Annotated in this window: 23 protein-coding genes and 2 pseudogenes; 23 read left to right on the forward strand and 2 right to left on the reverse strand. The window is 37.4% G+C overall.

Annotation, left to right across the window (positions count from 1 at the left end; all coding sequences use genetic code 11):
• The first annotated feature begins 4 nt into the window (after nucleotides 1-4).
• From OCV72_RS07915 to OCV72_RS07980, 14 genes and pseudogenes are all read left to right on the forward strand, one after another.
• Entirely contained in the window at nucleotides 5-1102 is a 1098-nt protein-coding gene (locus tag OCV72_RS07915) for a DUF7601 domain-containing protein (RefSeq protein ID WP_155515214.1), read from the forward strand.
• Between the two features lie 60 nt (nucleotides 1103-1162).
• Nucleotides 1163-1918 (forward strand): class B sortase, encoded by a 756-nt coding sequence (gene srtB, locus OCV72_RS07920; protein ID WP_055282983.1) that lies wholly within the window; start codon nucleotides 1163-1165, stop codon nucleotides 1916-1918.
• Nucleotides 1915-2532 carry a Spy0128 family protein gene (locus tag OCV72_RS07925; protein ID WP_055282985.1) on the forward strand — a complete coding sequence of 206 codons (618 nt, stop codon included), beginning with the start codon at nucleotides 1915-1917 and terminating at the stop codon, nucleotides 2530-2532. The genes srtB and OCV72_RS07925 overlap by 4 nt, the downstream gene beginning before the upstream one ends.
• A gap of 317 nt (nucleotides 2533-2849) precedes the next feature.
• Nucleotides 2850-4118, forward strand: a complete 1269-nt coding sequence (locus OCV72_RS07930; protein ID WP_055215451.1) for an SLC13 family permease — start codon at nucleotides 2850-2852, stop codon at nucleotides 4116-4118.
• A gap of 170 nt (nucleotides 4119-4288) precedes the next feature.
• Nucleotides 4289-5188: a L(+)-tartrate dehydratase subunit alpha gene (gene ttdA, locus OCV72_RS07935; protein ID WP_022416354.1), complete on the forward strand. Its 900-nt coding sequence runs from the start codon at nucleotides 4289-4291 to the stop codon at nucleotides 5186-5188.
• The gene (ttdB, locus tag OCV72_RS07940) at nucleotides 5188-5814 is read left to right on the forward strand and encodes a L(+)-tartrate dehydratase subunit beta (RefSeq protein WP_055282987.1); all 627 of its coding nucleotides are present in this window, start codon (nucleotides 5188-5190) and stop codon (nucleotides 5812-5814) included. The genes ttdA and ttdB overlap by 1 nt, the downstream gene beginning before the upstream one ends.
• Nucleotides 5815-6023: 209 nt before the next feature.
• Nucleotides 6024-7190: a flagellin lysine-N-methylase gene (gene fliB, locus OCV72_RS07945; RefSeq protein ID WP_055282989.1), complete on the forward strand. Its 1167-nt coding sequence runs from the start codon at nucleotides 6024-6026 to the stop codon at nucleotides 7188-7190.
• 12 nt (nucleotides 7191-7202) lie between these two features.
• Nucleotides 7203-8384 carry a cation:proton antiporter gene (locus OCV72_RS07950; RefSeq protein ID WP_055282991.1) on the forward strand — a complete coding sequence of 394 codons (1182 nt, stop codon included), beginning with the start codon at nucleotides 7203-7205 and terminating at the stop codon, nucleotides 8382-8384.
• A 163-nt stretch (nucleotides 8385-8547) separates the two neighbouring features.
• A pseudogene (locus OCV72_RS07955) lies at nucleotides 8548-8817 on the forward strand (hydrolase); the annotation flags it as partial.
• A gap of 191 nt (nucleotides 8818-9008) precedes the next feature.
• A complete protein-coding gene (locus OCV72_RS07960; RefSeq protein WP_022416350.1) occupies nucleotides 9009-9443 on the forward strand; it encodes an RrF2 family transcriptional regulator in 435 nt (144 codons plus the stop codon).
• 174 nt (nucleotides 9444-9617) lie between these two features.
• Entirely contained in the window at nucleotides 9618-10493 is an 876-nt protein-coding gene (gene pdxS, locus OCV72_RS07965) for a pyridoxal 5'-phosphate synthase lyase subunit PdxS (protein WP_055283053.1), read from the forward strand.
• Nucleotide 10494: 1 nt separating this feature from the next.
• Entirely contained in the window at nucleotides 10495-11070 is a 576-nt protein-coding gene (pdxT, locus tag OCV72_RS07970) for a pyridoxal 5'-phosphate synthase glutaminase subunit PdxT (RefSeq protein ID WP_055282993.1), read from the forward strand.
• A gap of 94 nt (nucleotides 11071-11164) precedes the next feature.
• A complete protein-coding gene (locus OCV72_RS07975) occupies nucleotides 11165-13327 on the forward strand; it encodes an ABC transporter permease (RefSeq protein ID WP_055282995.1) in 2163 nt (720 codons plus the stop codon).
• Nucleotides 13317-14012: an ABC transporter ATP-binding protein gene (locus tag OCV72_RS07980; RefSeq protein ID WP_055282997.1), complete on the forward strand. Its 696-nt coding sequence runs from the start codon at nucleotides 13317-13319 to the stop codon at nucleotides 14010-14012. Before OCV72_RS07975 ends, OCV72_RS07980 begins: the two co-directional genes overlap by 11 nt.
• A 202-nt stretch (nucleotides 14013-14214) precedes the next feature.
• Here the strand turns inward: OCV72_RS07980 and OCV72_RS07985 are convergent, their stop codons facing one another.
• Nucleotides 14215-14598: a LacI family DNA-binding transcriptional regulator gene (locus OCV72_RS07985; RefSeq protein WP_055282999.1), complete on the reverse strand. Its 384-nt coding sequence runs from the start codon at nucleotides 14596-14598 to the stop codon at nucleotides 14215-14217.
• 359 nt (nucleotides 14599-14957) lie between these two features.
• On the opposite strand from OCV72_RS07985, the gene OCV72_RS07990 reads away from it, so the two are divergent.
• From OCV72_RS07990 to OCV72_RS16620, 3 genes are all read left to right on the forward strand, one after another.
• A complete protein-coding gene (locus OCV72_RS07990; RefSeq protein ID WP_055283001.1) occupies nucleotides 14958-15341 on the forward strand; it encodes a DUF6483 family protein in 384 nt (127 codons plus the stop codon).
• A gap of 495 nt (nucleotides 15342-15836) precedes the next feature.
• Nucleotides 15837-16844 (forward strand): sensor histidine kinase, encoded by a 1008-nt coding sequence (locus OCV72_RS07995; RefSeq protein ID WP_172677216.1) that lies wholly within the window; start codon nucleotides 15837-15839, stop codon nucleotides 16842-16844.
• A 12-nt stretch (nucleotides 16845-16856) separates the two neighbouring features.
• Nucleotides 16857-17600 carry a LytR/AlgR family response regulator transcription factor gene (locus tag OCV72_RS16620; RefSeq protein WP_055283004.1) on the forward strand — a complete coding sequence of 248 codons (744 nt, stop codon included), beginning with the start codon at nucleotides 16857-16859 and terminating at the stop codon, nucleotides 17598-17600.
• A 156-nt stretch (nucleotides 17601-17756) separates the two neighbouring features.
• Here the strand turns inward: OCV72_RS16620 and OCV72_RS08005 are convergent.
• Nucleotides 17757-18284, reverse strand: a pseudogene (locus OCV72_RS08005) (transposase); the annotation flags it as partial.
• A gap of 527 nt (nucleotides 18285-18811) precedes the next feature.
• Between OCV72_RS08005 and OCV72_RS08010 the strand changes: the two are divergent.
• Genes OCV72_RS08010 through OCV72_RS16625 form a run of 6 tightly spaced genes read left to right on the forward strand, consistent with a single transcriptional unit; the run spans nucleotide 18812 to nucleotide 24505 of the window.
• A complete protein-coding gene (locus OCV72_RS08010) occupies nucleotides 18812-20086 on the forward strand; it encodes a radical SAM/SPASM domain-containing protein (protein ID WP_055283006.1) in 1275 nt (424 codons plus the stop codon).
• Nucleotides 20076-20846, forward strand: a complete 771-nt coding sequence (locus tag OCV72_RS08015) for an ABC transporter permease (RefSeq protein WP_055283008.1) — start codon at nucleotides 20076-20078, stop codon at nucleotides 20844-20846. Before OCV72_RS08010 ends, OCV72_RS08015 begins: the two co-directional genes overlap by 11 nt.
• A 19-nt stretch (nucleotides 20847-20865) precedes the next feature.
• Nucleotides 20866-21597: an ABC transporter ATP-binding protein gene (locus tag OCV72_RS08020; protein WP_044924641.1), complete on the forward strand. Its 732-nt coding sequence runs from the start codon at nucleotides 20866-20868 to the stop codon at nucleotides 21595-21597.
• Nucleotides 21584-22138, forward strand: a complete 555-nt coding sequence (locus tag OCV72_RS08025; protein WP_028086799.1) for a hypothetical protein — start codon at nucleotides 21584-21586, stop codon at nucleotides 22136-22138. Before OCV72_RS08020 ends, OCV72_RS08025 begins: the two co-directional genes overlap by 14 nt.
• A gap of 18 nt (nucleotides 22139-22156) precedes the next feature.
• Complete coding sequence (locus tag OCV72_RS08030) at nucleotides 22157-23761, forward strand: ATP-binding cassette domain-containing protein (RefSeq protein WP_055283010.1); 1605 nt, start codon at nucleotides 22157-22159, stop codon at nucleotides 23759-23761.
• Between the two features lie 30 nt (nucleotides 23762-23791).
• The gene (locus OCV72_RS16625; protein WP_055283012.1) at nucleotides 23792-24505 is read left to right on the forward strand and encodes a LytR/AlgR family response regulator transcription factor; all 714 of its coding nucleotides are present in this window, start codon (nucleotides 23792-23794) and stop codon (nucleotides 24503-24505) included.
• Nucleotides 24506-24617 lie beyond the last annotated feature (112 nt).

The raw sequence follows: 24617 nt of genomic DNA on the forward strand, positions 1-24617 counted from the left end.
AGAAATGATGGAAAAGAGAATGTTAAAAAAAGTATCCACTGTTACGGCTGCCGGAATGATGATGACAGCAATGCTCGGAATGCAGGTGTCAGCGGCAGAAAGTTCAAGTGCCGAAGCAGCAGTTAAGAAAAATCCGATGATCACAAAACAGATTACGAAGGAAAGTAATATATATGCACCGAAGACTACATTTAAATTTACCGTTGCTCCAGGAACGGCAGTGCCGGCAGGTGAGAATCAGGAGGCAATATATGCAGGACCGGCAAATGGGGTAACTTTGGATAAGGATGTCATTGCATCGGTACCGGCGGACAGCGATATTGGAAATGAGAAAATTACAGTAGGAACGACAAAGCTTAATGTTAATGAATCTGTATTCACAAAAGGAGAGGATGCAAAACCCGGAATCTTCCGCTATGTAGTAAGTGAGGTTGCAACGGACAAGGACGGAAATGTGTATGAAGGTGTTGCTTATACCACAGAACAGAAGTATTTTGATGTGTATGTAACATCCGATGATGTAGGAAATCTGGAAGTCAGCTCTTATCTGTTTGTAGATAAGACTGATTCGAAGTCAAAGGATGGGGGAGTTTTCACGAATGATTACAGCAGTCGTCACGATACGTTGAAAGATCTGACCGTAAAGAAAGAGGTTACCGGTAATCAGGGAAATCGTAATAAAGACTTTAAATTTACTATAAAAGTAGACGGAGCAGCAGGAGAGCAGTATTATGTAACATTTTCAGATGGAAAAGCTCCGACCACACTGGTGTCGGGAGAGGCTAAGACAATCACATTGAAAGATAATGAGACAGCAAAGATCTTTGGATTGTCAGAGACAGATGAATATACGGTAACAGAGGCTAGTTATGCAGATGATGGATATAAAACAACTATTGATAATGTAGAAACACTGACAACAACAGGAACAATTACAGGGAATAGTGACAAGAACATTACCGTTGTAAATGATAAAACAACAAACTCTCCAACCGGAATCTTCCTTCATGTTGCTCCATATATCGCACTGATCGGTGCAGCAATTGCATCCAGCCTTCTGTTCTTCAGAAGAAAACGTGCAAAAGATATGGATATTGACTAATCGGTTGGGCGAAAAAAGCAGATAGAAGATATAAGAAAGCATTAGAGAGGAAGTGGCGAAATGAAAAAGGCAGCGATGGCAGCAAGAGTAGGTAATCGGATACTCAGTATCATGGCAGGAATCCTGATCCTTCTGATGCTTTCTTATGGAATGTATTCGTTATGGGATACTTATAAGATCTATGCCAATTCATTTGCAGATGAAGAACTGTTGAAGTTTCGGCCGACAGATGACGGAGAGGATAATCCGACGCTGAAAGATCTGAAAAAATTGAATCCGGATGTGAAAGCCTGGATTCAGGTGCCGAAGACCAACATCGATTATCCGGTGGTGCAGGGGCAGGATGATATGGAATATATTAATAAGAATGTATATGGGGAATTCGAACTGTCGGGAGCAATCTTTCTGTCATGCCTGAACAAGGATGATTTCTCCGATCCATATAATCTGGTCTATGGACACAACATGAAAAATGGTGGAATGTTTGCGGATGTGGCAGATTTCACGAATAAAGAATATTTTGAAACGCACCAAAAAGGAAAGCTCTATCTGACAGATGCAACACGGAAAATCCGGTTCTTTGCCTGTATGAAAGTGACTGCAGCGGATGCAAAGATTTACCATCCGGATGGATACCACAAGGAGAATCTGAAGGATCTGCTTGATTATATTCAGGCGAATGCAGTCCAGTATCGTGATGTAAATGTGGCGGATGAGAATTCGCTGATTGCTTTATCAACGTGCTCGGAGGCAGAGACGAATGGTCGTGTAGTTCTGATTGGGAAATTAGAGAGGGAGGTGGCAGAAAAACAGTGAAGATTCTAAGATATAGAAGTGTGAAGAAAATAGCAGCTGCGGGCGTAATGTTATTTATGTGGATAGGCAGTACAATGGCAGTTCCAGTGTATGCCGGAACACCGAATGTGGAGATCCAGATTCCGGTAAGTGTACAAGGTGCGGCAGGAACAATCGTGCTGGAGCCGGAGAAAGCTGGCATACCAGTGCCGGACCGGACAGAACTTCAGATCGGAAAAGATGAGAAGCAAAGCTTCGGACCGATATGCTATGAAGAACCGGAAGATTATCACTATAAGATTTATCAGAAGTCCGCTAATGTGACAGATGTTACTTATGATACGGCAGTATATGATGTGACGGTACGGGTGACCAGTACAGAATCCGGAGAACCGAAAGCAGTAGTCTGGGGGGAAAAAGAAGGAACAGAAGGAAAATCGTACGAGATTATATTTACGAATTCGGTAAAAGAACAGGCGCCGGAGATAGCTCCGACGGGAAAAACGGCCATTTACCGGAACTATCCGGTTAAGACAGGAGATGTAGCACCGATTGCAGTTCTTGCAGCAATGTCCGGTATATCGGCCGGAGTTCTGACTGCAGTAGAGAGATGGAAGCGGAAAAAAGAAAATTAGGGAATCGTGGAAAAGAACAGGTCAGGTCAAAGTGCCGGAGCTGTTCTTTTTCGTACGGGATTATAGCTGTCAAAAACCGAAAAATACGTACAAAGTATACAATGAAAGTATCCTCTTGTGATTTTGAACAAAAGTAGATAAACACTTTTATAACATATGCCAAAATGTCAAAAAGCCTATTGACATTTTTCTCAGTAAGGAGTATTTTATAATCAAGCTTTGGATACAAAATCACATATCAAACATCAAATATCAGACAAGAAAAGAAATTTGTATCAGAGTAAATCGAACGAAATAATTACAAGGAGGTAATGAAGATGAGTCAGATAACAATTACATTACTGTTTCTGGCATTTGCAATCATCATGTTCATGCTTGAAAAGATTCCTCTTGGGGTAACATCGATGATTGTCTGTGTAGGACTGGTAGTCACAGGGGTATTGGACTGGCAGACTGCATTCTCGGGATTCATCGACAGCAATGTAATCTTATTTGTTGCAATGTTCATTGTCGGTGGAGCACTGTTTGAGACGGGAATGGCGAACAAGATCGGAGGAGTGGTTACACACTTTGCCAAGACAGAAAGGCAGCTGATCATTGCGATCATGGTGATCGTCGGAGTGATGAGTGGCTTCCTTTCCAACACAGGAACAGCCGCAATCCTCATTCCGGTAGTTATCGGTATTGCTGCAAAATCAGGATATTCAAGATCAAGACTGTTAATGCCGCTGGTATTTGCAGCAGCCATGGGAGGTAACCTTTCACTGATCGGTGCACCTGGTAACATGATCGCACAGTCATCCATGGAGAAGATTGGACTGAAATTCGGATTCTTCGATTATGCGAAAGTAGGTCTTCCAATTTTGGTCGTAGGAATTATTTTCTTCGCACTGTTCGGATACAAATTCCTGCCGGATAAAGTGGACACAAGCGGTGAGGGAATCTTTGATGAGACAAAAGATTTCAGCAATGTTCCAAAGTGGAAACAGACCCTTTCACTGATCATCCTGTTATTAACACTTCTGGGAATGATTTTTGAAGATCAGATTGGTATTAAGTTATGTGTCATAGGATGTGTGGGAGCACTTGCACTGATCGTTACAGGCGTTATCAGTGAGAAAGACGCACTCCTTTCCATCGACTTGAAGACGATCTTCTTATTCGGAGGTACGCTTTCCCTTGCGTCTGCACTGGAAGCAACCGGTGCCGGAGAACTGATCGCAGATAAAGTAATCGGAATGCTGGGAGATAACCCTTCACCATACATATTAACATTTGTAATCTTCATGCTCTGCTGTATCATGACAAACTTTATGTCAAACACAGCAACGACAGCACTGATGGCTCCGATCGGAGTATCCATCGCACAGGGCATGGGTGCAGATCCAAGTGCCGTACTGATGGCATGTGTAATCGGAGGATCCTGTGCATTTGCAACACCAATCGGAATGCCGGCCAACACCATGGTAGTAACGGCAGGAGGATATACGTTCAAGGATTATGCGAAAGCAGGTATTCCTATGATCGTAGTAGCAACCATAGTGAGTATGATCTTGCTTCCAATCTTCTATCCATTCTTCCCATAAACATAAGGAAGTATTTGACCTCTAATCTCCATAAAAACGGAAGATGTAAGCAGACATACCTCTCATGACAGTTTGTGATAAAAGTTTTCGCTGTCTTTCATCACAATACTGTTGTGGGAATATAGATAGGAACTAAAAATTTTTAATAGAATTTCAAGGAGGATATGAAAATGTCTAAAGAACAACAGGTAACACAACTTACAGATTATATGGCAAAATTTATTGCACATATCGCAAAGAAACTGCCAGATGATGTCATTGAAAAATTAACAGAGCTGCGTGAGAAAGAAGACAGCCCGCTTTCAAAGGTAATTTATGACACCATGTTCAAGAACCAGGAACTTGCTGTAAAACTGAACAGACCAAGCTGTCAGGATACAGGTGTATTACAGTTCTGGGTAAAATGTGGAACAAAATTCCCACTTATCGACGAACTGGAAGGACTTCTGAAAGACGCTGTTGTGAAAGCAACATTTGAAGCACCTCTCCGTCACAACAGTGTAGAGACATTTGATGAATACAACACAGGAAAGAACGTAGGAAAAGGAACACCGACTGTATTCTGGGATATCGTTCCAAACTCAGACAAATGTGAGATCTATACATACATGGCAGGGGGCGGATGTACTCTTCCTGGAAAAGCTATGGTTCTGATGCCGGGTGAAGGATACGAAGGAGTTACAAAGTTCGTTATGGACGTTATGACAACATACGGATTGAATGCCTGCCCTCCGCTTCTCGTTGGTGTAGGTGTGGCAACATCTGTTGAGACGGCAGCACTTCTTTCTAAGAAAGCACTGATGCGTCCGATCGGATCACACAATGAGAACGAAAGAGCAGCCAAGATGGAGACCCTTCTTGAAGACGGAATCAATGCAATTGGCCTTGGACCACAGGGTATGGGCGGAAAATATTCTGTAATGGGCGTTAATATCGAGAATACAGCACGTCACCCATCTACAATCGGTGTAGCTGTTAACGTAGGATGCTGGAGCCACAGAAGAGGACATATTGTATTTGATAAGGACCTGAACTACACAATCACAACACATACGGGGGTAGAATTATAATGGTAGAAGTAAAGAACGGTAAAAAAATCTTAACAACACCTATTTCAGCAGAAGACTTAAAAGACATCAAGATCGGCGACATCGTATATCTGAACGGAAGCATGACAACATGCCGAGACGTTGCACACCGCCGTCTGGTAGAAGAAGGAAGAGAACTTCCTGTAGATGTAAGAAACAACGCAATCTTTCATGCAGGACCGATCATCCGTCCACTGGAAAATGACAAATTCGAAATGGTATCTGTAGGACCGACAACAAGTATGAGAATGGAAAAATTCGAGTACGAATTCGTAAAAGAGACTGGTGTACGTGTGATCATCGGTAAAGGTGGTATGAAAGAAAATACAGAGCGTGCATGTAAAGAATTCGGAGCAATCCACTGCGTATTCCCTGCAGGTAACGCTGTAGTAGCTGCTACAGAAGTAGAAGAGATCGTAAGAGCTGAGTGGAGAGATCTTGGTATGCCGGAGACACTCTGGAACTGCCGCGTAAAAGAATTCGGACCATTGATCGTTTCTATCGATGCAAACGGAGACAACCTCTTTGAAGAAAGAAAGGTTGAATACAATAAGAAGAAAGATGCTGCTACAGAAGAGATCTGTAAGCATGTAAGTTTTATTAAATAAACTGAGATAATAATAAAAATAAATTCTTGAGAATCCATTTATATACTAATGTAAGTTATGCGATTCCCCCGGGCTTTTCCTCCTAAAGTGCCCGGGGGCTTTTTTGTGCTTTTTGCACCTGTTCAAACGAAATGGCTGTTTTAGAAAAAATTATGTGGTATAATGCTCAAAGTTGAATTGATTTTGTATAAAAACTGGAGGAAGAATCAATGTTATATACAATTCCGGATTATTATCATGAATTTTCCTGTATTGCAGGAAAATGTGAAGATACCTGCTGTGCCGGCTGGCAGATCGTAGCAGATGAGGCGGCACTGAAAAAATACAAAAAAGTAACCGGATCTTTCAGAAAAAGATTAAGACGGTCCATTAACTGGAAAGAGGGAACATTTAAGCAGGACAAGAATAAGCGATGTGCCTTTTTAAATGATGAGAATCTCTGTGATATGTATACTGCGCTCGGAGAGAAAAGCCTGTGCCGGACCTGCAAGATGTATCCGAGACACGTAGAAGAATTCGAAGATGTCCGGGAGATGACGCTGTCTGTATCCTGTCCGGAGGTAGCAAGAATTCTGCTTGGTAAAAAGGAACCGGTGCGTTTTCTGACTTATGAAAGTAACAAGGAAGAAGAATATGATGATTTTGACCCGTTTCTGTATTCAAAACTGGTAGATGCAAGAAAAGTGATGATCGATATTCTTCAGGATCGAAGTAAGAGGCTGGAACTGCGGGTTGGTCTGGTACTGGCAATTGCACATGACTTGCAGGTGCGGATCAAAAGAGAGGATATCTTTTCAATTGATGATGTATTTGAAAAATACCAGACAGAGAAGGCAGTACAGTTTGTAGAAGCAAAATTATCAGAAGATGAGAACTATGCATTTATTAAGAAAATGTTCCGGAATCAGTATCTGATGGAACGCTTAAGGGATGACTGGGAACCGCATCTTCTTGAGGCAGAAAGTTTACTTTACGGAGATATTGGTTGTAGCGCCAGTGAAGAACAATGTACAAAGTACAAAGAACAGTATACAAAGAACAAGCAGGAATTCCACACATGGCTGAATACACACATGCCGGATTATGAGATCTGGTATGAGCAGCTTTTGGTATATTTCATCAGTACCTATTTCTGCGGTGCAGTCTATGACGGAGAGGCATATGTGAAGGTACAGATGGCCGTAGTCAGTGTACTTTTGATCCATGAACTTCTGATGGCACAGTGGCTGAAGAACGAGAAGATGCTGGAGATGGAAGATGTGGTAGATACGGTATACCGCTATTCCAGAGAGTTGGAGCATTCGGACCCGAATCTGAATCTGATGGAGAAACTGATGCGGAGAGATCTTTTGTCCTGGTTTAAAAAAGATGAATAAGAAGGAATTTTTATGTTATTAAGTATTGCACTGATCCTGCTCTGTGGTATGAGTATGAGCTGGATTTGTAAAAAATTAAAATTGCCGGGACTTCTGGGAATGTTACTAACCGGTATCGTACTCGGACCGTATGTACTGGATTTGTTAGATCCGAATATTCTGAACATCTCATCAGAACTCAGGAAGATGGCCCTGATCATTATCCTGATGCGGGCAGGACTGGGACTTGATGTGTCCGGACTTAAGAAGATTGGGCGTCCGGCGGTAATGATGTGCTTTGTACCGGCAAGTTTTGAATTACTTGGGATATTGCTTCTGGCACCCCGCTTACTTGGACTTTCGTTATTGGAAGCGGCGATCTTAGGTTCTGTTCTTGCCGCAGTTTCCCCGGCTGTTGTTGTGCCCCGTATGGTGAAATTAATGGAAGAAGGATATGGGACTGAGGAAGGAATCCCACAGTTGATCCTGGCCGGAGCATCCGTGGATGATGTATATGTGATTGTGCTGTTTACGACATTTACGGGGATTATGCAGGGAAAAAGCGTATCGGTTATGAGTTTCCTGAATATTCCGATATCTATTATCCTGGGAATGATCATTGGATTACTTGCCGGATGGCTTCTTGCACGGTATTTTGAGAAAGTACATATCCGGGATACCGTAAAGGTATTAATCTTACTCAGTATTTCATTTTTACTGGTAGTGGCAGAAGATCATATGACAACTGCAATTACGTTCTCGGCGTTAATTGCATTGATGTTTCTGGGAGTGGGCTTACAGAAATACAGGGAAGTGGCTGCAAAAAGGATTGCAGTAAAATGTGGAAAGATGTGGGTGGCAGCAGAGGTATTCTTATTCGTACTGGTTGGTGCGACTGTAAATATCGGATATCTGTCTCATGTAGGACTCAAGGCAGTCGTTTTAATCTGTGGCGCACTGATCTTCCGAATGGCAGGGGTCTTTGTATGTCTGCTTGGAACGGATATGAATGGAAAAGAAAAGTTATTTACAATGATGGCATACACACCAAAAGCAACCGTACAGGCTGCAATCGGAGGAATTCCACTGGCGCTTGGATTTGCGTGTGGCGATGTGGTTCTGACGGTAGCAGTGCTTGCAATTGTACTGACTGCACCGCTTGGAGCATTTGCGATTGATAGCAGTTACAAAAAATTTCTGACAAAAACTAAGTGATTCCATTGCAATGTATTCTCTGTATAAAATAAAGTAGATCCAATATCTGATTGACAAATGGCAGTTCTGTGATATCATATGAAACATATAGGAAAAGAAAGAAAACTATGTTCATATAATAAAGGAACACAAAAATAACATGAAATAAACGGAGGACTGCCATATGACAAGAGAAGAAGCATGGGAATTATTAACCGAATATAACCAAGATGAATTTCATCTCCTGCATGCACAGACGGTAGAGAATACGATGCGTTATTTTGCAAGAGAGCTCGGGTTTGCGGATGAGGAAGATTTCTGGGGAATCGTAGGACTTTTACACGATCTGGATTTTGAAAAATATCCGGAAGAACACTGTATCAAATCGCAGGAGATCATGAAAGAACGGGGAATCGATGAGAAGATCATCCATGCAACGGCGAGTCACGGTTATGCTTGGATGGACACTGGAAGATCTGATTCAGAGAACAATTGATGCTTTGAAGACATTCCAGGATTAAAAAAGGCGAAAAAGGATAACGGACGAATGGTTCGGAGGATTGGCATTTGTCAAAAAATGTGATATCATAGTAATTAAGTAGGAGATGAACCGGGAGAAGAGACCCGGATGAAAGGTGAAGTACTATGAAGATATCAACAAAGGGCAGATATGCACTGAGAATTATGATTGATTTGGCGGAGAATGCAAATGGGGAATATATTCGTCTGAAAGACATATCGGCAAGACAGGGAATTACATTAAAATATATGGAACAGATTATGCCGATGTTGACAAAGGCCGGATATGTAAGAAGTTATCGTGGCAATAACGGTGGTTATATGCTGGCGAAAGAGCCGGAAGAATATACAGCCGGAGATATTATCCGTACAACGGAAGGAAGCCTTGCGCCGATTGCGTGTCTGGATGACGTGCCGAATCGCTGCGAGAGACAGGATCAGTGTTCCACACTTGAGTTCTGGGAAGGACTTAAGAAAGTAATCGACCAGTATGTGGATAGTGTGACACTTGCAGATTTGGTAAATAATCATGAAGAGAAGTGCGGCAAGCTGGATCTGTAAATGTAAATGAATAAAAAACAAGAAAATGTACAGCAGGCAAAAGTCTGCTGTATTTTTTATGCGAAACTGGCATGTACAAAAGTATGAAAACTGGCTGTTTAAAAAATACCAGATGAGCGTATGATAGGACTCAAAGAAAATTCACAGAAAACAGATAGGAAAGGTACAGGAATTATGAAAGAGAACAGATATGAATTAAATAAGCAGCTGGCACAGATGTTAAAAGGCGGAGTTATCATGGATGTAACAACTCCGGAGCAGGCAAAGATCGCAGAAGAAGCAGGTGCATGTGCAGTCATGGCACTGGAAAGAATCCCGGCAGATATCCGTGCAGCAGGCGGCGTATCCCGCATGAGCGATCCGAAGATGATCCGCGGCATTCAGGAAGCGGTATCCATTCCGGTTATGGCAAAATGCAGAATCGGACATTTTGTAGAAGCGCAGATCCTGGAAGCAATCGAGATTGATTATATCGATGAAAGCGAAGTACTTTCACCGGCCGATGACATTTACCACATTAATAAAAAAGAGTTCAAAGTACCATTTGTATGTGGTGCAAGAGATCTCGGCGAGGCACTCCGCCGTATCGCAGAGGGTGCATCTATGATCCGTACAAAAGGTGAGCCAGGAACCGGAGATGTTGTACAGGCAGTACGTCATATGAGAGCCATGAATGCGGAGATCCGCCGCATCCAGAACTTAAGAGCAGACGAATTATTCGAAGCAGCAAAACAGTTACAGGTTCCGGTTGATCTTGTGGAATATGTTCATGAAAATGAAAAGCTTCCGGTCGTAAACTTTGCAGCAGGCGGAGTTGCGACACCGGCAGATGCGGCACTGATGATGCAGCTTGGAGCAGAAGGTGTATTCGTAGGGTCCGGAATCTTCAAATCTGGTAATCCTGCAAAGAGAGCGGCTTCTATTGTGAAAGCAGTTACGAACTACACAGATGCCAAACTGATTGCTGAACTTTCAACAGATCTTGGCGAAGCAATGGTAGGAATCAATGAACAGGAAATTGAATTATTAATGGCAGAAAGAGGAAAGTAAAATGACAATTGCAATCTTGGCAATGCAGGGAGCATTCTTAGAACATGGACAGATGCTGGATCGCCTGGGCGTGGAACATTTTGAAATCCGGAAAAAAGAAGATCTGGATCGTTCTTTTGACGGACTGATCCTTCCGGGCGGGGAAAGCACCGTTATGAGAAAGCTTCTGATCGAGCTGGATATTTACGATATATTAAAAGAGAAGATTGAAGACGGACTTCCGGTATTCGGAACCTGTGCCGGATTGATTCTTTTGGCAGATCAGGTAGAAGATGGTGTTCCATGTTTCGGTACAATGAACATTTTGGCAAAGCGGAATGCATATGGAAAACAGCTTGGAAGTTTTTACGCAGAAGATGAGATGAAAGGACTTGGAAAGATTCCAATGACATTCATCCGTGCGCCATATATTGCTGATGTCTATGGAAATGCAGAGACACTGGCCGTAGTAGATGGAAAAGTGGTAGCGGCCAGACAGGAAAATCAGCTTGCGACAGCATTTCATCCAGAGCTGAATGATGACACAAGTGTACATGAATATTTTGTGCAAATGATAAAAGAAAGTAAGACACAGTGATTGTCTGTTCCGGGGTTCTCTGTATATTCTATTGACATTCAAGTAACTTGAAGGCTTACAATCCCATTAAGAAAATAACAAGGGGGATTGGAATATGCAGAGAATAAAAGATCTACGGGCGGAAAAGAAACAAAATAATTTATTCCAGACAGTCATCTGGAAAAACATGCTGTATAACAGAAAAGAAACAATATTGTTAATTATCTGTGAGATGCTGATAGTTGCAATTGCATATTCCGGAAGTATGTGCTATCAGATCCTTTCGGCGAAGCATTCCAGTGAGGTATTGTTTCTACAGGAGGATGGAATCAGCCGTCAATTTGTCTATGCGGGAATGTTGTTATTATTTTGTGCTATCGTTCTGATCATTACGGTAATGGTTTCTTATCTTGGAAAACGTATTCCACAGTATATGCTATTAAAAAAAATGGGAATATCAATGTCAGATACCAGGAAGATGATCTGGACAGAAGCAGGTATCTGCTATGTGGCTGCAACGTTCATAGGTTTCTTTGTTGGAAAAGGGATGTTCCTGATATTCCGGAAATTTATTACAAATACGGTCGGTATAGAAGGGAAGGCCGGCAGTTATTCAAAGCTTACGTTTCCGGTGATCTGTCTGTTTTCTCTTGGAATTTACGGACTGAGTTTTCTGCTTATGAAAGAACTGGAAGCAGATTTTAGAATCATAACCAGTACACAGGAAAGTGTAAGAAAAGAAAAGCTGACCGGAAAGTTTACGGGTGGAAAACTGGTAATAGGAATCTGTTGCTGTAGTTATGCCGTAGTACAATATGGAAAAATTTATAATTATGAAAGTGTATATTTGCTTGGTCTGTTCTTTGCCGGAACATATCTGATATTGCGAAGTGGTATGGCATTGATATTAAGTTATATACGGAACAAGCAGGAAAGAAACTACTACCGTCATCTGCTGCAACGCAATAAATTGTATTACCGGTCTAAAACGGTTGTAAGATATGGAGTCTTGTTTTTTATACTGAATTTTCTGGTTTGTTTTTATTTTGGATTCCAGGTAATCAGTACGGCTACCGCAGAGCCGGTCTCATCATTATATCCATATGACTTTATGTGTATTGCAGATGATAAGGATGAAAAGCTTTTAAAGAATTTGAAAGAAACATATAAGTCAGATATCCATATTGAGGAATATCCGATGGTGCGTGTTGCAACGGCAGATAAAACAGAACGTGTCGAAAGGGGAGCGGAACAACGGATTCAGGGACAGGAGATTGGAATTTCAGAGACGACATATCACAGGTTAAAAAAAGCAATCTATAAAGAGGATAAAGCCAAAAAGATGGATCTGGACGCAGAAGGGAAAAAGGTTTACCTGGTGCACCAGCAGGATCGCTCCGTAAAAGCACAGCCGATGGACTGGTTTTATGGGAAATCCCGGCCAAATATTCACATAGGTGTACCAGCCGCAGAGTATGACTGGAGAGATAAGAAAAATACTTATATAGAAAGAGTGGTAACGGGAGAAGAAATAGGGAGTCTGACCGGATGCTATAGTACAGAAAAAAGTGAGAACATCGTTGTATTTTCGGATAAATACTTTGAAAAGGCAGAAAAAGAATGGAAAAAAACAGATGCAATCTGGGGAATTCCAGTCGAAGATGCAAAGAGCTATTACGGAGAAGCAACGATAATTCAAGGACCGATAAAACTGGTGTTGATATCTGTAAAATCAGGAATAAATAATAGAAATAAGATGCTGGAACGGATAGACCAGTTGCTGGAAAAGAAAGAAGAGGCACACCAATATATAGGAAACTATGATTCTACCGTAAGATTTCATTATGATTCGGAGAGTGCAAAAGCAGATATCATATCAGAAAGGGCCGTAAAAATTCTGATCAACAGTTATCTGATGATTATGGTCATAATCGTAGATATGATCATTTTCTATACGATGTGTCAGATGGAATTAAAGGAAATTATTTTACGAGAAAGATTTCTTAAAAACCTGGGGATGAGTGGAAAAGAAAGAAGAAAGGTTTATCGGAAAGAGATTTGGTTCTATTATGTTTCCCCGACATGTATCATGCTTGCAGCAATGGTATTATTCCTTAGAGCTGTTTTGAGAGCAAGGATGTTTCCAGAGACCATAGCAGAAATGTGTATACGAATGGAAGGGGTGTTAACAGCTGGTGTACTTCTCTTAAGAATGTTGTATGTTGTGGCAGTATATCAGGTATTTTCCAGAAAGGCAGGGATGAGAGATGAAAGATAATGTATTATTAAGAACGGAAAATATGTCCCGGAAATATGTGATTTCGGATCGGCGGGAGACAGAAATTGAAGTACTAAAAGACATCAATCTGGAAATCAGAGAACAGGAATTTATCTCTATAATGGGAAAATCCGGATCCGGTAAGACGACATTGTTAAAGTTACTTGGACTGATCGACCGTCCGACATCAGGAAAATTGTATTTTAAAGGAGTCGACAGCGAAGAACTAAGAGGAGACCGTCTTGCGAGGATCAGACGTCAGGACATGGGATTCGTATACCAGGATTATTATCTGCTGGATTCATTGTCTGTGTTTGAAAATATTATGCTTCCGATGATCCTTGATCATAAAGATGATAAAGTATGTAAAGAAGAAGCGGAAAAACTGGCGGTTTCTTTTCAAATCCAAAATCTTCTGGGAAAATATCCATATGAATTATCCGGAGGAGAGAAACAGAGAACGGCTATCTGCAGAGCACTGGTAAATCAGCCGGATGTGATCTTTGCAGATGAGCCGACCGGAAACCTCGATTCCCGGTCAACAGAGATTGTAATGGATGTATTCAGCACGATCCATTCTAAAATGCACAAGACGATCATCATGGTTACACATGATATCAGTGTGGCGGAATATTCGGAAAGAATCCTTTATATAGAAGACGGTAAGATCACAGAAGACAGATAATACCGGTTTCTATTAGGACAGTTATCCTGCAAAATGGAATCGATAATCTCGGAAGGTTCCATTTTTTCCATATCATAAACATGATCCGGAGTCAGAGAAATATGATGTTTGTCTAAGGTGTCTGTAAATCCCTGGTAACGTTTGGTGATAACACCTCCGATCGTTGTAAAAGGGCCGACAAATCCCAGTGTTTTGTGTCCCTTTAAAAAAAATAGTCTGCTGCGAGCTGTCCTCCTTTATAATCATCAATACCAATATTAATAAGCTGGCGTACATTACTGTAGCTGTCGATGAAGATCAAAGGGATCCGGTTGCTGTTTTGAATCTGTTGAACTTCTTCGTCAAACAGTCCAAGAAAAATGGCACCTTCTGCATTCCAGGAACGGAGACGGAAGGTAATGATCTGGGAGGATCTGGCTGCCAGACTTCTGGCTGATGAATTTGGAATATATCCCATTTCATCGGCGAGTGTACGGATCCTTTCAGCTGTCTTTTCTGACACTTTTCCTTCTTTTCCATTCATAACACGTGAGACGGTCATCATACTGACTCCGGCACGTTCTGCAATATCTTTTAATGTAACCATAATCATTCTCCTAATAGGGTTAGCGTTAATCTCAAAATTATAAATCTATCTATAGTGGAAAAACGGATACAAAACTACGATTGCTTCCGGAATCCTGGAAACATTCATCAGATCATTGCAAAAGGACCGGATGAAGAAGCATGGCTGCTTCCACATCGAAGAGAGAAACTTTCAGAAAATAAAATATAAGAGATTAGAAAAATAAAAAAGCTGTCAGGTTATGAAGGTATGCTAACCAGACAGCTTTTTGTGATATAAAAGTGTACACGGGAAGATACCGGGATGTATAATATTTACTAGTATTAAAATTTCGGAACATCCAGTTTTGGAATGATTTAATAATCGGAGGAGTGAAATATATGTATGAGCAGGATTATATAATAAGAATGAATAATGAAGTTATAAGAACAATGGTGAAGTTATTATTAAACAAGGATACAGGTGTACCTGTAGATATTTCAGATGGAGCAATTAAAGGTGAAAATAAAAAAATGTTAGATGCTGCGAACGGACAAAGCGGTATAGACAATATTAAGAAGATGGAAGAGGAAATACTAACACTTGTAGATGCGAATAAAGAAGGAGCTTTAGAAAAAGCGCTTGTATTTTATGGATATCTAAATGAATTGACGGAAGATGAATTATTGTCCGGGAATTATAGTCACGAAAAAATAAAAAAAGGACTGAAGATGATTGCAGAGCGTTATGGAATATTAAATGTTATTGATTTGATATACAGATAAAGCTTTTATAGAAGTAAAAGTAGAATGGTTGTTGAATATTGTAAGGATAATTTTTAGTTGCTTTTGGGGGACTTGAAAAATATAAATATATTGATTTATAATATAGATATTGTTCACATGTTGTCCAAACAGTAAGATAATATAGTCTGCAGAAATATAAACTTAGAAAATTAAGAGGTAAATATGCAACAGATAATCTACAATGGAATAACGATTATATGCGCAGTATATTTGGCATTTGTTTATGTGGCTTACTTAAATATCACATTAGATAAAAGCAATAAAAAGAGAAAACCATTATGGCTGTGTGGAATCATATTGGCTGTTATTTATTACTTTAGTAGTTGGGGAGTTATTTCAGCATTTAAATTATTATACATGCCATTTGTTTATTTCATATTGTGTAATATTTTTTTTAATGGAACGAAAAAGACTATGATAGTAGCCAGTTTATTTTTTTATATATTGAATTATGGATTGCAACTGGCTCTGGCTATGTTAATGTTAATGAAAGAAATTCCTGAAAATATCATGGATTATGTTAGTGTCGGTATTATGATACTCAGATGTGTTTTGCTGACATGTATTATAATCCTGTTAAAAAGATATATATCAAAGCATGTAGAAGTATTAGATAAAATCTTTTCCAGAATTATCGGATGGATGACTTTGATATGGTTTGTATATATGGGGATAATTGCTGGAATTACGCTTTATGTATCCGGAAGATCAGGCTTTTCAATGAAAGAAGCAATGCTGGGAAGTATCATTCTGTGTTTGCTGATATTACTGGTTATGCTTGCATTTCTGGCTTTTGTAAAGGTTGAAGAATACACAGGGCGGATAAGAATGCAGGAAAGAGAAATGCAAAAAGCTATCTATTCGACGGATTATTATCGGAAACTTGAAAAAGTCAATGATGAAAACCGGAAATACATCCATAATATAGAACATTACATGAAAGCGATAGCCGGACTTGTGAATGAGAATAACAATCGCGAAGTTATCAATATTATAGAAGAAATGGAAAAGCAGGCATTGTATGTTACTAAGGAAATTTTTTGCACGGATAAAATAGTAAACGGTGTAGTAAGCGAAAAGAATGGAGAAGCTAAAAATAAAAATATAGAGTTCAGAGTTAATATAGAGCCAACCGCAGATCTGACTTTTTTGGATGATATCGACAAAATTGGAATTCTCGGTAACCTTTTAGATAATGCGATGGAGGCGGCTGGAAAATGCAGAGATAATAAGAGTGTTGCATTAGATATATATACCTCGAATAACAATCATTTTATCGTATTGAATATTCAAAATACAAGCGAAACAGCACCGCTGAAAAAGGGAACAAGGTTTCTTTCAACCAAAAAAAATCAGGAAAATCATGGAATCGGACTGGAATATGTAAAAAATGTTGTTGCGAAATACCAGGGATTCCTGAATATCAAATATGAAGATGGCGTCTATTATGTAAGAGTTATTATTCCCAAATACAAGAGATAAAAGGAGCAGACAGTGTATAAAATAGCAATTTGTGATGATAATTTGTTCTTTATAAAACAATTAAGAACTATGTTGAAGGAGAAAATCAGATCAGACGACCAGATTGAAATTTATGAATACCATTCTGGGGAACAGTTATTAATGGAAATGGATCATTTCTTCGATGTAATTTTTATGGATGTTGTTCTGCCGAAAAGAGACGGGATGTCAATTGCAGAAGAATTATATAGAATGAATCCATTAATTCTGTTGATTTATTGTTCCGGTACCATACTGCCGACAACGGAGGCATTTCAGGTACAGCCATATAGATATTTGCTAAAGCAGGAAATGAACCAATCCTGGGATCGGAATATAGATGATATATTGCATGAAATGAAATTACGGAATCAAAAAATATTGAAAGTTACATGCGAAAAAGAAGAAAGATGGATTCATAGTGACAATTTGTTATATGTAATGACAGAAGGAAAACATTCAAAAATAACATTTTATGAGAATGAGGAAAAGCAACGGAAAATAAAAACAATTACGGTTAGAGAAAATATCAGGGAAATTGAAGAAAAAATGGATCAGGAAACTTGCTATAGAGTACATAGAAGTGTGATCGTTCAATTTAACTACATTGTTCAGATAAAAAATAATATAATTACAATGGAAGATGGTCAGAAAATACAGATTTCCAGAATGAAAGCAAAGAAATTTCATGAGAAATTTTCTGATTATATGGGTGTGAAATATAGAAGAGAAAAATAAAGGATAAGTAAAAAAGAAACAGTTGCAAGCAGCTGTTTCAGACTGTAGACAAAACGCTTTTGGTCAGCACTCCAGAAGCGTTTTTCTTGTTTTCGGTTCAAAAAGTGTGTACTTGATCAATAATAAACACTTTTGGGCTCCCCTTTTTCCCTTCCTGGCTATCATCTTTGCCAGTTTTTTCAGATTCATGCAGGCAAACGTAAGCCCGACTTTCATTTCCATCCGTGCTTTTACATGGGTGGCATCCACGAAGACCTCGGAAGGATCGATCAGTCTGTATTTATAGCATTCCTGCAGGATACGGGAAAAGATCTGTTCAAAAAGATCAGTATCCTTAAAGCGTCTGGTATAATTCTTTCCAAACGTAGAGAAATGGGGAACCTTGTCCATCATTTCCAGACCGAGGAACCATCGGTATGCGACATTGACTTCGATTTCTTTTACTGTCTTGCGCATGCTTCGGATGCCGTACAGATACTGGATGAATGGAATTTTAATGAGCATGACCGGATCCATACTGGGGCGACCATTGTCTGCACTGTATTTATCGATCACAAGTTCATAGATAAAACTCCAGTCGATTGCCTGGTCAATCAGGCGCAGCAGATGCTCCTGCGGAACAAGGTCATCCATGCAGAACATCTGAATCTGTTCTCTTTTCTTATCTGCATTCTGTGTCATCATAGGAAACACCGCCTTTATTTTGATACTTTCGTTATACCAAAAAAGTAGTGAAAAGTCCCGTAAATACGGCATTTTCACTACTTCTTATATGCTTGTAAGTACATAATTTTTGCAGTCATGACACAAGAAAAGCTCCCTCACAGGAAGGAGCTTTGTCTACAGTCTGAAACAGTTGCAAGCAGCTGTTTCTTTTTTTGAGCGGAATTAAAAAGTTACATACATTTTATGTCCACATTGGCGAACGTAAATGGCACAGCCATGTGGTTTCTTCTTAGAATTTACAGGTGTTACTAACCATTTCATTTGTATCACTTCCTTTCGCAATAAAGAATAATACAGTAAGACTTGAAAATGCATGAAACAGATTTAATGGTAAAGATTTAAACGAAATTAGTATGATGAAAGAAAATAAGTGATACAAACGAATAAAATTGTCTATTTATAGTACGTTTAAGAAAATAAAAGAGTTTTTAGGATATTTGTAATGATAATAAAAGAAATGATTGGAATAGGAGGCATTTATTAGAATGAGATTATCAAAATTTAATGAAATAATAAAATGCGGAGATGAATATTTATTATACAATTTATATAGTGGCGCAATTCTGGTTTTAGATGAACATTATAAGGAAAGATATGAGCAGATAAAAAAAGAGAAAAAAGATATAGATAAAGAATTGTTAAGCAATTTGCAAAAAGGAAAAATGTTGACTGATGATAGAAATGAAGTGAGAAAGATTATGGAAGAAAGTGATTTTATCAGAAAAGAAAATAAAACACTAAATCTTACAATTGCTCCAACAATGAAATGTAATTTTAGATGCCCCTATTGTTATGAAAAGGGGGTTGAATATAGAACAATGGATCAACAAGTGATCAATGGAACTATTGATTTCATACAGAGAATGAAGGAAAAATCTGAGAAATTAGAAGTTACATGGTATGGTGGGGAACCATTATTAGCAATGGATATTATAGAAAGAATAAGCGAAAAAGCAATAAAAATTTTCGGAAAAGAAAATTACAATGCAAATATGGTTACTAATGGATATTTATTGACAGAAGAAATTGCAGAGAAATTAGAAAAGTTGCAGATAGGACGGTTGCAGATTACTTTAGATGGAGAACCGGGAATTCATAATAAACGGCGAAAGCTTGCAAAAGATGAAAATACCTTTGAAGTTATAATAAAAAATATTAAAAATATTATAGAATCTGATCGAAATTTTCAATTTATAATAAGAATAAATGTAGATAATGACAATGCAAAATCCATTGGAAAAATTCTCGATTATTTTGATGAATTAGGATTGAAAGGAAAACTGGATGTATATTTAGCACCGGTAAGAACAATGAATGGGAAATGTAATAATGAAAAGTGTTTTGCAGAAAAAGAATTTGCAGATACAGAGATAAATTTTATAAAAATTGGCTTGGAAAAAGGATATGATTTTTTAGAATTGCCAGAATGTAATCTGGGGATATGTGGAGCAGTTTCACAGAATTGTTATGTGATAAATGCAAAAGGAAATATATTTAAATGTTTAAATGACATTGCAAAAGATGAATGCAAAATAGGAGATGTTTTACATCCTTTGGATTGTGAAAATGAAAAATTTGTAGAATGGATAAGTTATGAAATTCCGGATGAATGTAAAGAATGTAAAATACTTCCAATATGTATGGGAGGGTGTCCGGTATTACGGAGAAAAGAAAAAAAGGCATGTCCGGCTGTAAAGTATAATTATCAGAAGTTATTACAACTGGTAAATGAATGGAGTAAAAAGGAATATGAAAAGTAATGAAATAAAACAATATACACCGCTTTTGATTGAATTATTAAAAAGAGATATAAAAGTAAAATATCGAAAATCGGTATTAGGAGTATTGTGGAGCGTATTGAATCCCCTTTTTATGATGATAATATTGTCAGTTGTTTTTTCAACTCTCTTCAAAAATAATGTTGAAAATTACCCGACATATATTTTCAGTGGGCAGTTAATTTATAATTTTTTCTCTGAGGCAACAACATCGTCAATGTCTGCGATTGTGGATAATGCGTCGTTGATTAAGAAAATATATGTGCCGAAATATCTGTTTGTTCTTGCGAGGATATGTTCAAGTATGATTAATCTTATGGCGACGCTAAGTGCTTTGTTTTGCGTTATGCTGGTTTTAAGAATTGATCTGAGCTATAGACTTTACGAAGGAGTTGTAGCATTGATTTTATTAACATTATTTTCAACGGGAGTGGGACTGATATTATCAGCTATCGCAGTTAAGTTTAGAGATATGATGCATTTGTATTCCGTTTTTTTGACTGCGCTTATGTATTTGTGTCCGATTATTTATACCATGTCCTTTTTACCGGAACGGGTTCAAAAGATTGTTATGTTGAATCCTCTGACACACTTTTTAATTATTTTCCGTGAATGTGTATTGTATGAAGAAAATATTTCGATAAAAATTCTTGGAGTTGGTGTGTTGGAAACATTTATTATGCTGGGAATAGGAATTTATGTTTTTGGAAAGAGACAGGATAAATTTATTATGGATATATAGCAAATAAGCAGGAGTGAACATGAAAGAGACGATTGTTGAAGTAAAAGATGTATCAATAAAATTCAATATGTCATCCGAAAAATATGACAGTTTCAAAGAATATATTATAAAGATGATAAAGCAGCAAATTACTTATCATTCCTTCTGGGCATTGAAGAATGTCAATTTTGAAGTGAAAAAGGGTGATACGCTAGGACTTATAGGACTGAATGGAAGTGGGAAAAGCACGATATTGAAGATCATTGCAGGGATACTGAGGCCGACGCAGGGAACAGTAAAAGTCAAAGGAAAGATTGCGCCGTTAATTGAACTTGGAGCAGGGTTTGATGGGGATCTGACAGGGGAAGAAAATGTTTATTTGAACGGAGCACTACTTGGGTATTCTCAAAGTGAGATGAAGAAAAACTATAGAGATATCGTTGAATTTTCAGAATTAGAAAATTTTATGAATGTTCCAGTAAAAAATTATTCTTCGGGTATGTTATCAAGATTAGCATTTGCTATCGCAACAATTGGAATACCAGATATTTTGATTGTAGATGAGGTACTGTCTGTTGGGGATTTTAGATTCCAAAAAAAATGTGAAGATCGAATAAAGAAAATGCAGGAAAGTGGGACAACGGTTTTATTTGTGTCACACAGTATTGAACAGGTGAAGAAAATCTGTAATAAAATTGTGTGGTTGGATCATGGAAAAGTGAGAATGTATGGAAATACAAGGGAAGTATGTGAAGAATATGAGAAAATATAAAGGAACTATTATCGTGCTTATTGTGTGTATGATATTTGCATATTTATATGCGCATGTTGACAAGAAGGAATACTTTTACAATAGAACAGTAGATGTGGGAAAATATGCAAATACTGGCGTTATATGTGAAAAAAAACTTACTCAGGATGTATATTCTACTGAAAAATCGTTGGATGGAATACAGGTTAAAACACAGAATGTCGGAGACTGCACTAATATAAAAATAAAAATTACAATATTAGACAAAAAGACAAAGCAAAATCTGAGACAAAAGGAAATTTCGGTAAGTGATTTTGAAAACGATAAATTTGCAACGATAAAGTTCAAAAAAATAACAAATTGTAAAAATAGAATGTTGCAGTTGCTTATAGAAGAAATTGGTGCAGATTATGGAAATGGAGTGACCTTTTATCAGGAAAATGGAAATTTGATTGGAAGATTGATTTCTAGAAAAATAGATATGGAAACAATGATAGTAAGCTTTTCATTGTGTTTGTATCTGTATCTTTTCTTTAAATGGTTATATGGAATGTTTAAGTAATAAAGTAAAGGAAAAATAATGATAAAATGGACGTATAAGCAGATAAAATTATTTAGATGGAAATATATTTTTTATATAGGATGTATTATTGTATACACTTTGATTAGTTTGTTAACTCCGATTATTGGAAAATATATTATAGATATACTAATTCCAAATAAACAATTGAAAATGTTAGTAGGAATTTCATGTGTGTGGCTTGTAGTAGAATGTTTTAGGAACAGTATAAATATAATATCTGAAAATATTTACAATTTCTTGAAAATTAATTGTTCATATAGTATACAACAAAAAATAATAGAAACAATGCAGCATACTCCGTGGAGCTTTCTGGTAAAACAAGACATGTTATATTTAAGTACAAGGATATATAATGATAGTAATATAGTTACTGAATTTGTATTAGGATTAACTGGAAATATATTATCAAAACTATTAATGACAATAGTTGCTATAGGAATATTGATTTACATCGCTGGTGGATTGGGAATATTTCTTTTGGCAGTTATAATTATATATGTATATGTACGATACTTGTATCAGAAAAAATTATATAATGTAATTCAGAAAGATAGAGAAAATCAGGATACATTTTTAGCTGAATTTTTGGCCCAATTTCTAAACATGAAATTTGTTCAACAGTATGAAATAGCCAAAGAACTAATAAGAAAATTGAATGAAAAATTTCAGAAATACGAGAAGAATAGTATTGATGTGCAAAAAACATATTCGGTATTTGATGGTATTGATGAAATGATATCGTCAATAGGAAGAGTTATTATTTATTTGTTTGGTGGATATTGTATTGTAATGCATAAGATTACGATTGGAGAATTTGTTATAGTTATTGATTATTTCCAAATGATTTTGGGGAGTATCCAAGAGTTTACAGAGTTGGATAAAAAATATAAAGAAAGCAAAGTATCATATGCGAGAATAAAAGAATTATTGAATAAAAAGGAACAAGAAAACGGAATACAATATTGTCATAAAGTGAATAGCATTGCTTGTGATAGAGTGTTTTATAAAGTTAATAATCAAATGATTATTCAGAATTTCTCGTACAAATTTAAAAGGGGAAATATATATTGTATTTGGGGAGAAAATGGATCTGGTAAAACAACATTGCTGGATATATTATTAGGATTATACAATGATAAAATAGATGGCAAGATTAAATACAATGATATAGATATCAAATATTTGGATATGAGAAAAATGCGAAGAGAACAAATTTCTTTTGTGGAACAGGAACCATATTTGATTCAAGGAAGTATAGAAAATAATGTTTTTTTGACAGAGCATTATAGTAGAAGAAGCTTGAAAAGTGTTATAGAAAAATTGAAGTTTGATTCTATAGATACAATGATGAAGGAAGAAAGAAAAATCATTGATGGTAAAAGTGAATTTTCAGGTGGAGAAAGACAAAAAATTGCATTGGTACGTTTGTTTATTAAAACTGCAGATATTCTTTTGTTAGACGAGCCTACGTCAGCGTTAGATGTTATGAGTAAAGAAAGGGTTATGGACTATTTGCAAGATATTAAACAAGATAAAATTATCATAATTATTAGCCACGATTGGGAAATTGCGGAGTTATGTGATAAAGTGGTAAAAATATAAGGTTGATTATGCAGTGAAGGGGAACATAGAGTGATAAAAATAGGAATTTGTGATGATGATAAAAACTTCCGGACATTGCTTGCAGAAGCTATCCGAAGAGAAGATAGTGAAAGCTTTATATATGAGTATTCGACAGGTGAAACATTAATACAGGATGAAGAAAATGATCTGGATTTACTTTTTTTAGATATTCAGTTACCGGGAATTTCCGGGAATAAAGCATCTGAAATAATGAAGAAGAAAAATAAAGATTTAATTCTTGTATTTGTAAGTGGCATATACCTGCCTACACCAGAAAGCTTCTGTGTGCAGCCATACAGATATTTATTAAAACAAAGTAATCCGTCAGAAATTCAAAGAGAACTTGGAACAATACTAACATATACAAAAGAACATAAAGGGAAAAAATACTTTATTGCGGAAGATGATGGTATGTATCAGAAAATAGATATAGATGAAATCCTGTATTTTTCAATTATCAGACGAGGATGTGAAATACATATATTGCAGAAGGGTACCGGCAAAATATTAAGAACAAGAAAAAGAATCCAGGAAATAGAAGAAGAATTAAGAAGAGAATATTTTTGCAGAATCCATAAAAGTTTTCTTGTAAACCCAAGGTATATTACAGAAGTGAAAAAGTCAGAAATCAAGATGGATAATAATGAAATCTTGTCTGTATCAAAGGCAAGGAGAAAAACATTTGAAGATATGTTTGCCGAATATCTGAGTTACAGGAAGTAGAGAGTGTGTGATAAAACTTCAAAACATACTTGACAAATATGACATAGCGGTAATATAATAAAACCAATCCATAAAACCTATCGAAATAATAGGAAATATAAGGATTGGCTTT

Origin of the sequence: Dorea amylophila (genome assembly GCF_025567265.1) — a bacterium.
GTDB lineage: Bacteria > Bacillota > Clostridia > Lachnospirales > Lachnospiraceae > Dorea_A > Dorea_A amylophila.

Excerpts from the sequence above, each read along its gene's own strand:
- OCV72_RS07915 (WP_155515214.1), top strand. The coding sequence starts at position 5 with ATGATGGAAAAGAGAATGTTAAAAAAAGTATCCACTGTTACGGCTGCC.
- srtB (WP_055282983.1), top strand. The coding sequence starts at position 1,163 with ATGAAAAAGGCAGCGATGGCAGCAAGAGTAGGTAATCGGATACTCAGT.
- OCV72_RS07930 (WP_055215451.1), top strand. The coding sequence starts at position 2,850 with ATGAGTCAGATAACAATTACATTACTGTTTCTGGCATTTGCAATCATC.
- ttdA (WP_022416354.1), top strand. The coding sequence starts at position 4,289 with ATGTCTAAAGAACAACAGGTAACACAACTTACAGATTATATGGCAAAA.
- ttdB (WP_055282987.1), top strand. The coding sequence starts at position 5,188 with ATGGTAGAAGTAAAGAACGGTAAAAAAATCTTAACAACACCTATTTCA.
- fliB (WP_055282989.1), top strand. The coding sequence starts at position 6,024 with ATGTTATATACAATTCCGGATTATTATCATGAATTTTCCTGTATTGCA.
- OCV72_RS07950 (WP_055282991.1), top strand. The coding sequence starts at position 7,203 with ATGTTATTAAGTATTGCACTGATCCTGCTCTGTGGTATGAGTATGAGC.
- OCV72_RS07960 (WP_022416350.1), top strand. The coding sequence starts at position 9,009 with ATGAAGATATCAACAAAGGGCAGATATGCACTGAGAATTATGATTGAT.
- pdxS (WP_055283053.1), top strand. The coding sequence starts at position 9,618 with ATGAAAGAGAACAGATATGAATTAAATAAGCAGCTGGCACAGATGTTA.
- pdxT (WP_055282993.1), top strand. The coding sequence starts at position 10,495 with ATGACAATTGCAATCTTGGCAATGCAGGGAGCATTCTTAGAACATGGA.
- OCV72_RS07975 (WP_055282995.1), top strand. The coding sequence starts at position 11,165 with ATGCAGAGAATAAAAGATCTACGGGCGGAAAAGAAACAAAATAATTTA.
- OCV72_RS07980 (WP_055282997.1), top strand. The coding sequence starts at position 13,317 with ATGAAAGATAATGTATTATTAAGAACGGAAAATATGTCCCGGAAATAT.
- OCV72_RS07985 (WP_055282999.1), bottom strand. The coding sequence starts at position 14,598 with ATGGTTACATTAAAAGATATTGCAGAACGTGCCGGAGTCAGTATGATG.
- OCV72_RS07990 (WP_055283001.1), top strand. The coding sequence starts at position 14,958 with ATGTATGAGCAGGATTATATAATAAGAATGAATAATGAAGTTATAAGA.
- OCV72_RS07995 (WP_172677216.1), top strand. The coding sequence starts at position 15,837 with ATGTTAATGTTAATGAAAGAAATTCCTGAAAATATCATGGATTATGTT.
- OCV72_RS08010 (WP_055283006.1), top strand. The coding sequence starts at position 18,812 with ATGAGATTATCAAAATTTAATGAAATAATAAAATGCGGAGATGAATAT.
- OCV72_RS08015 (WP_055283008.1), top strand. The coding sequence starts at position 20,076 with ATGAAAAGTAATGAAATAAAACAATATACACCGCTTTTGATTGAATTA.
- OCV72_RS08020 (WP_044924641.1), top strand. The coding sequence starts at position 20,866 with ATGAAAGAGACGATTGTTGAAGTAAAAGATGTATCAATAAAATTCAAT.
- OCV72_RS08025 (WP_028086799.1), top strand. The coding sequence starts at position 21,584 with ATGAGAAAATATAAAGGAACTATTATCGTGCTTATTGTGTGTATGATA.
- OCV72_RS08030 (WP_055283010.1), top strand. The coding sequence starts at position 22,157 with ATGATAAAATGGACGTATAAGCAGATAAAATTATTTAGATGGAAATAT.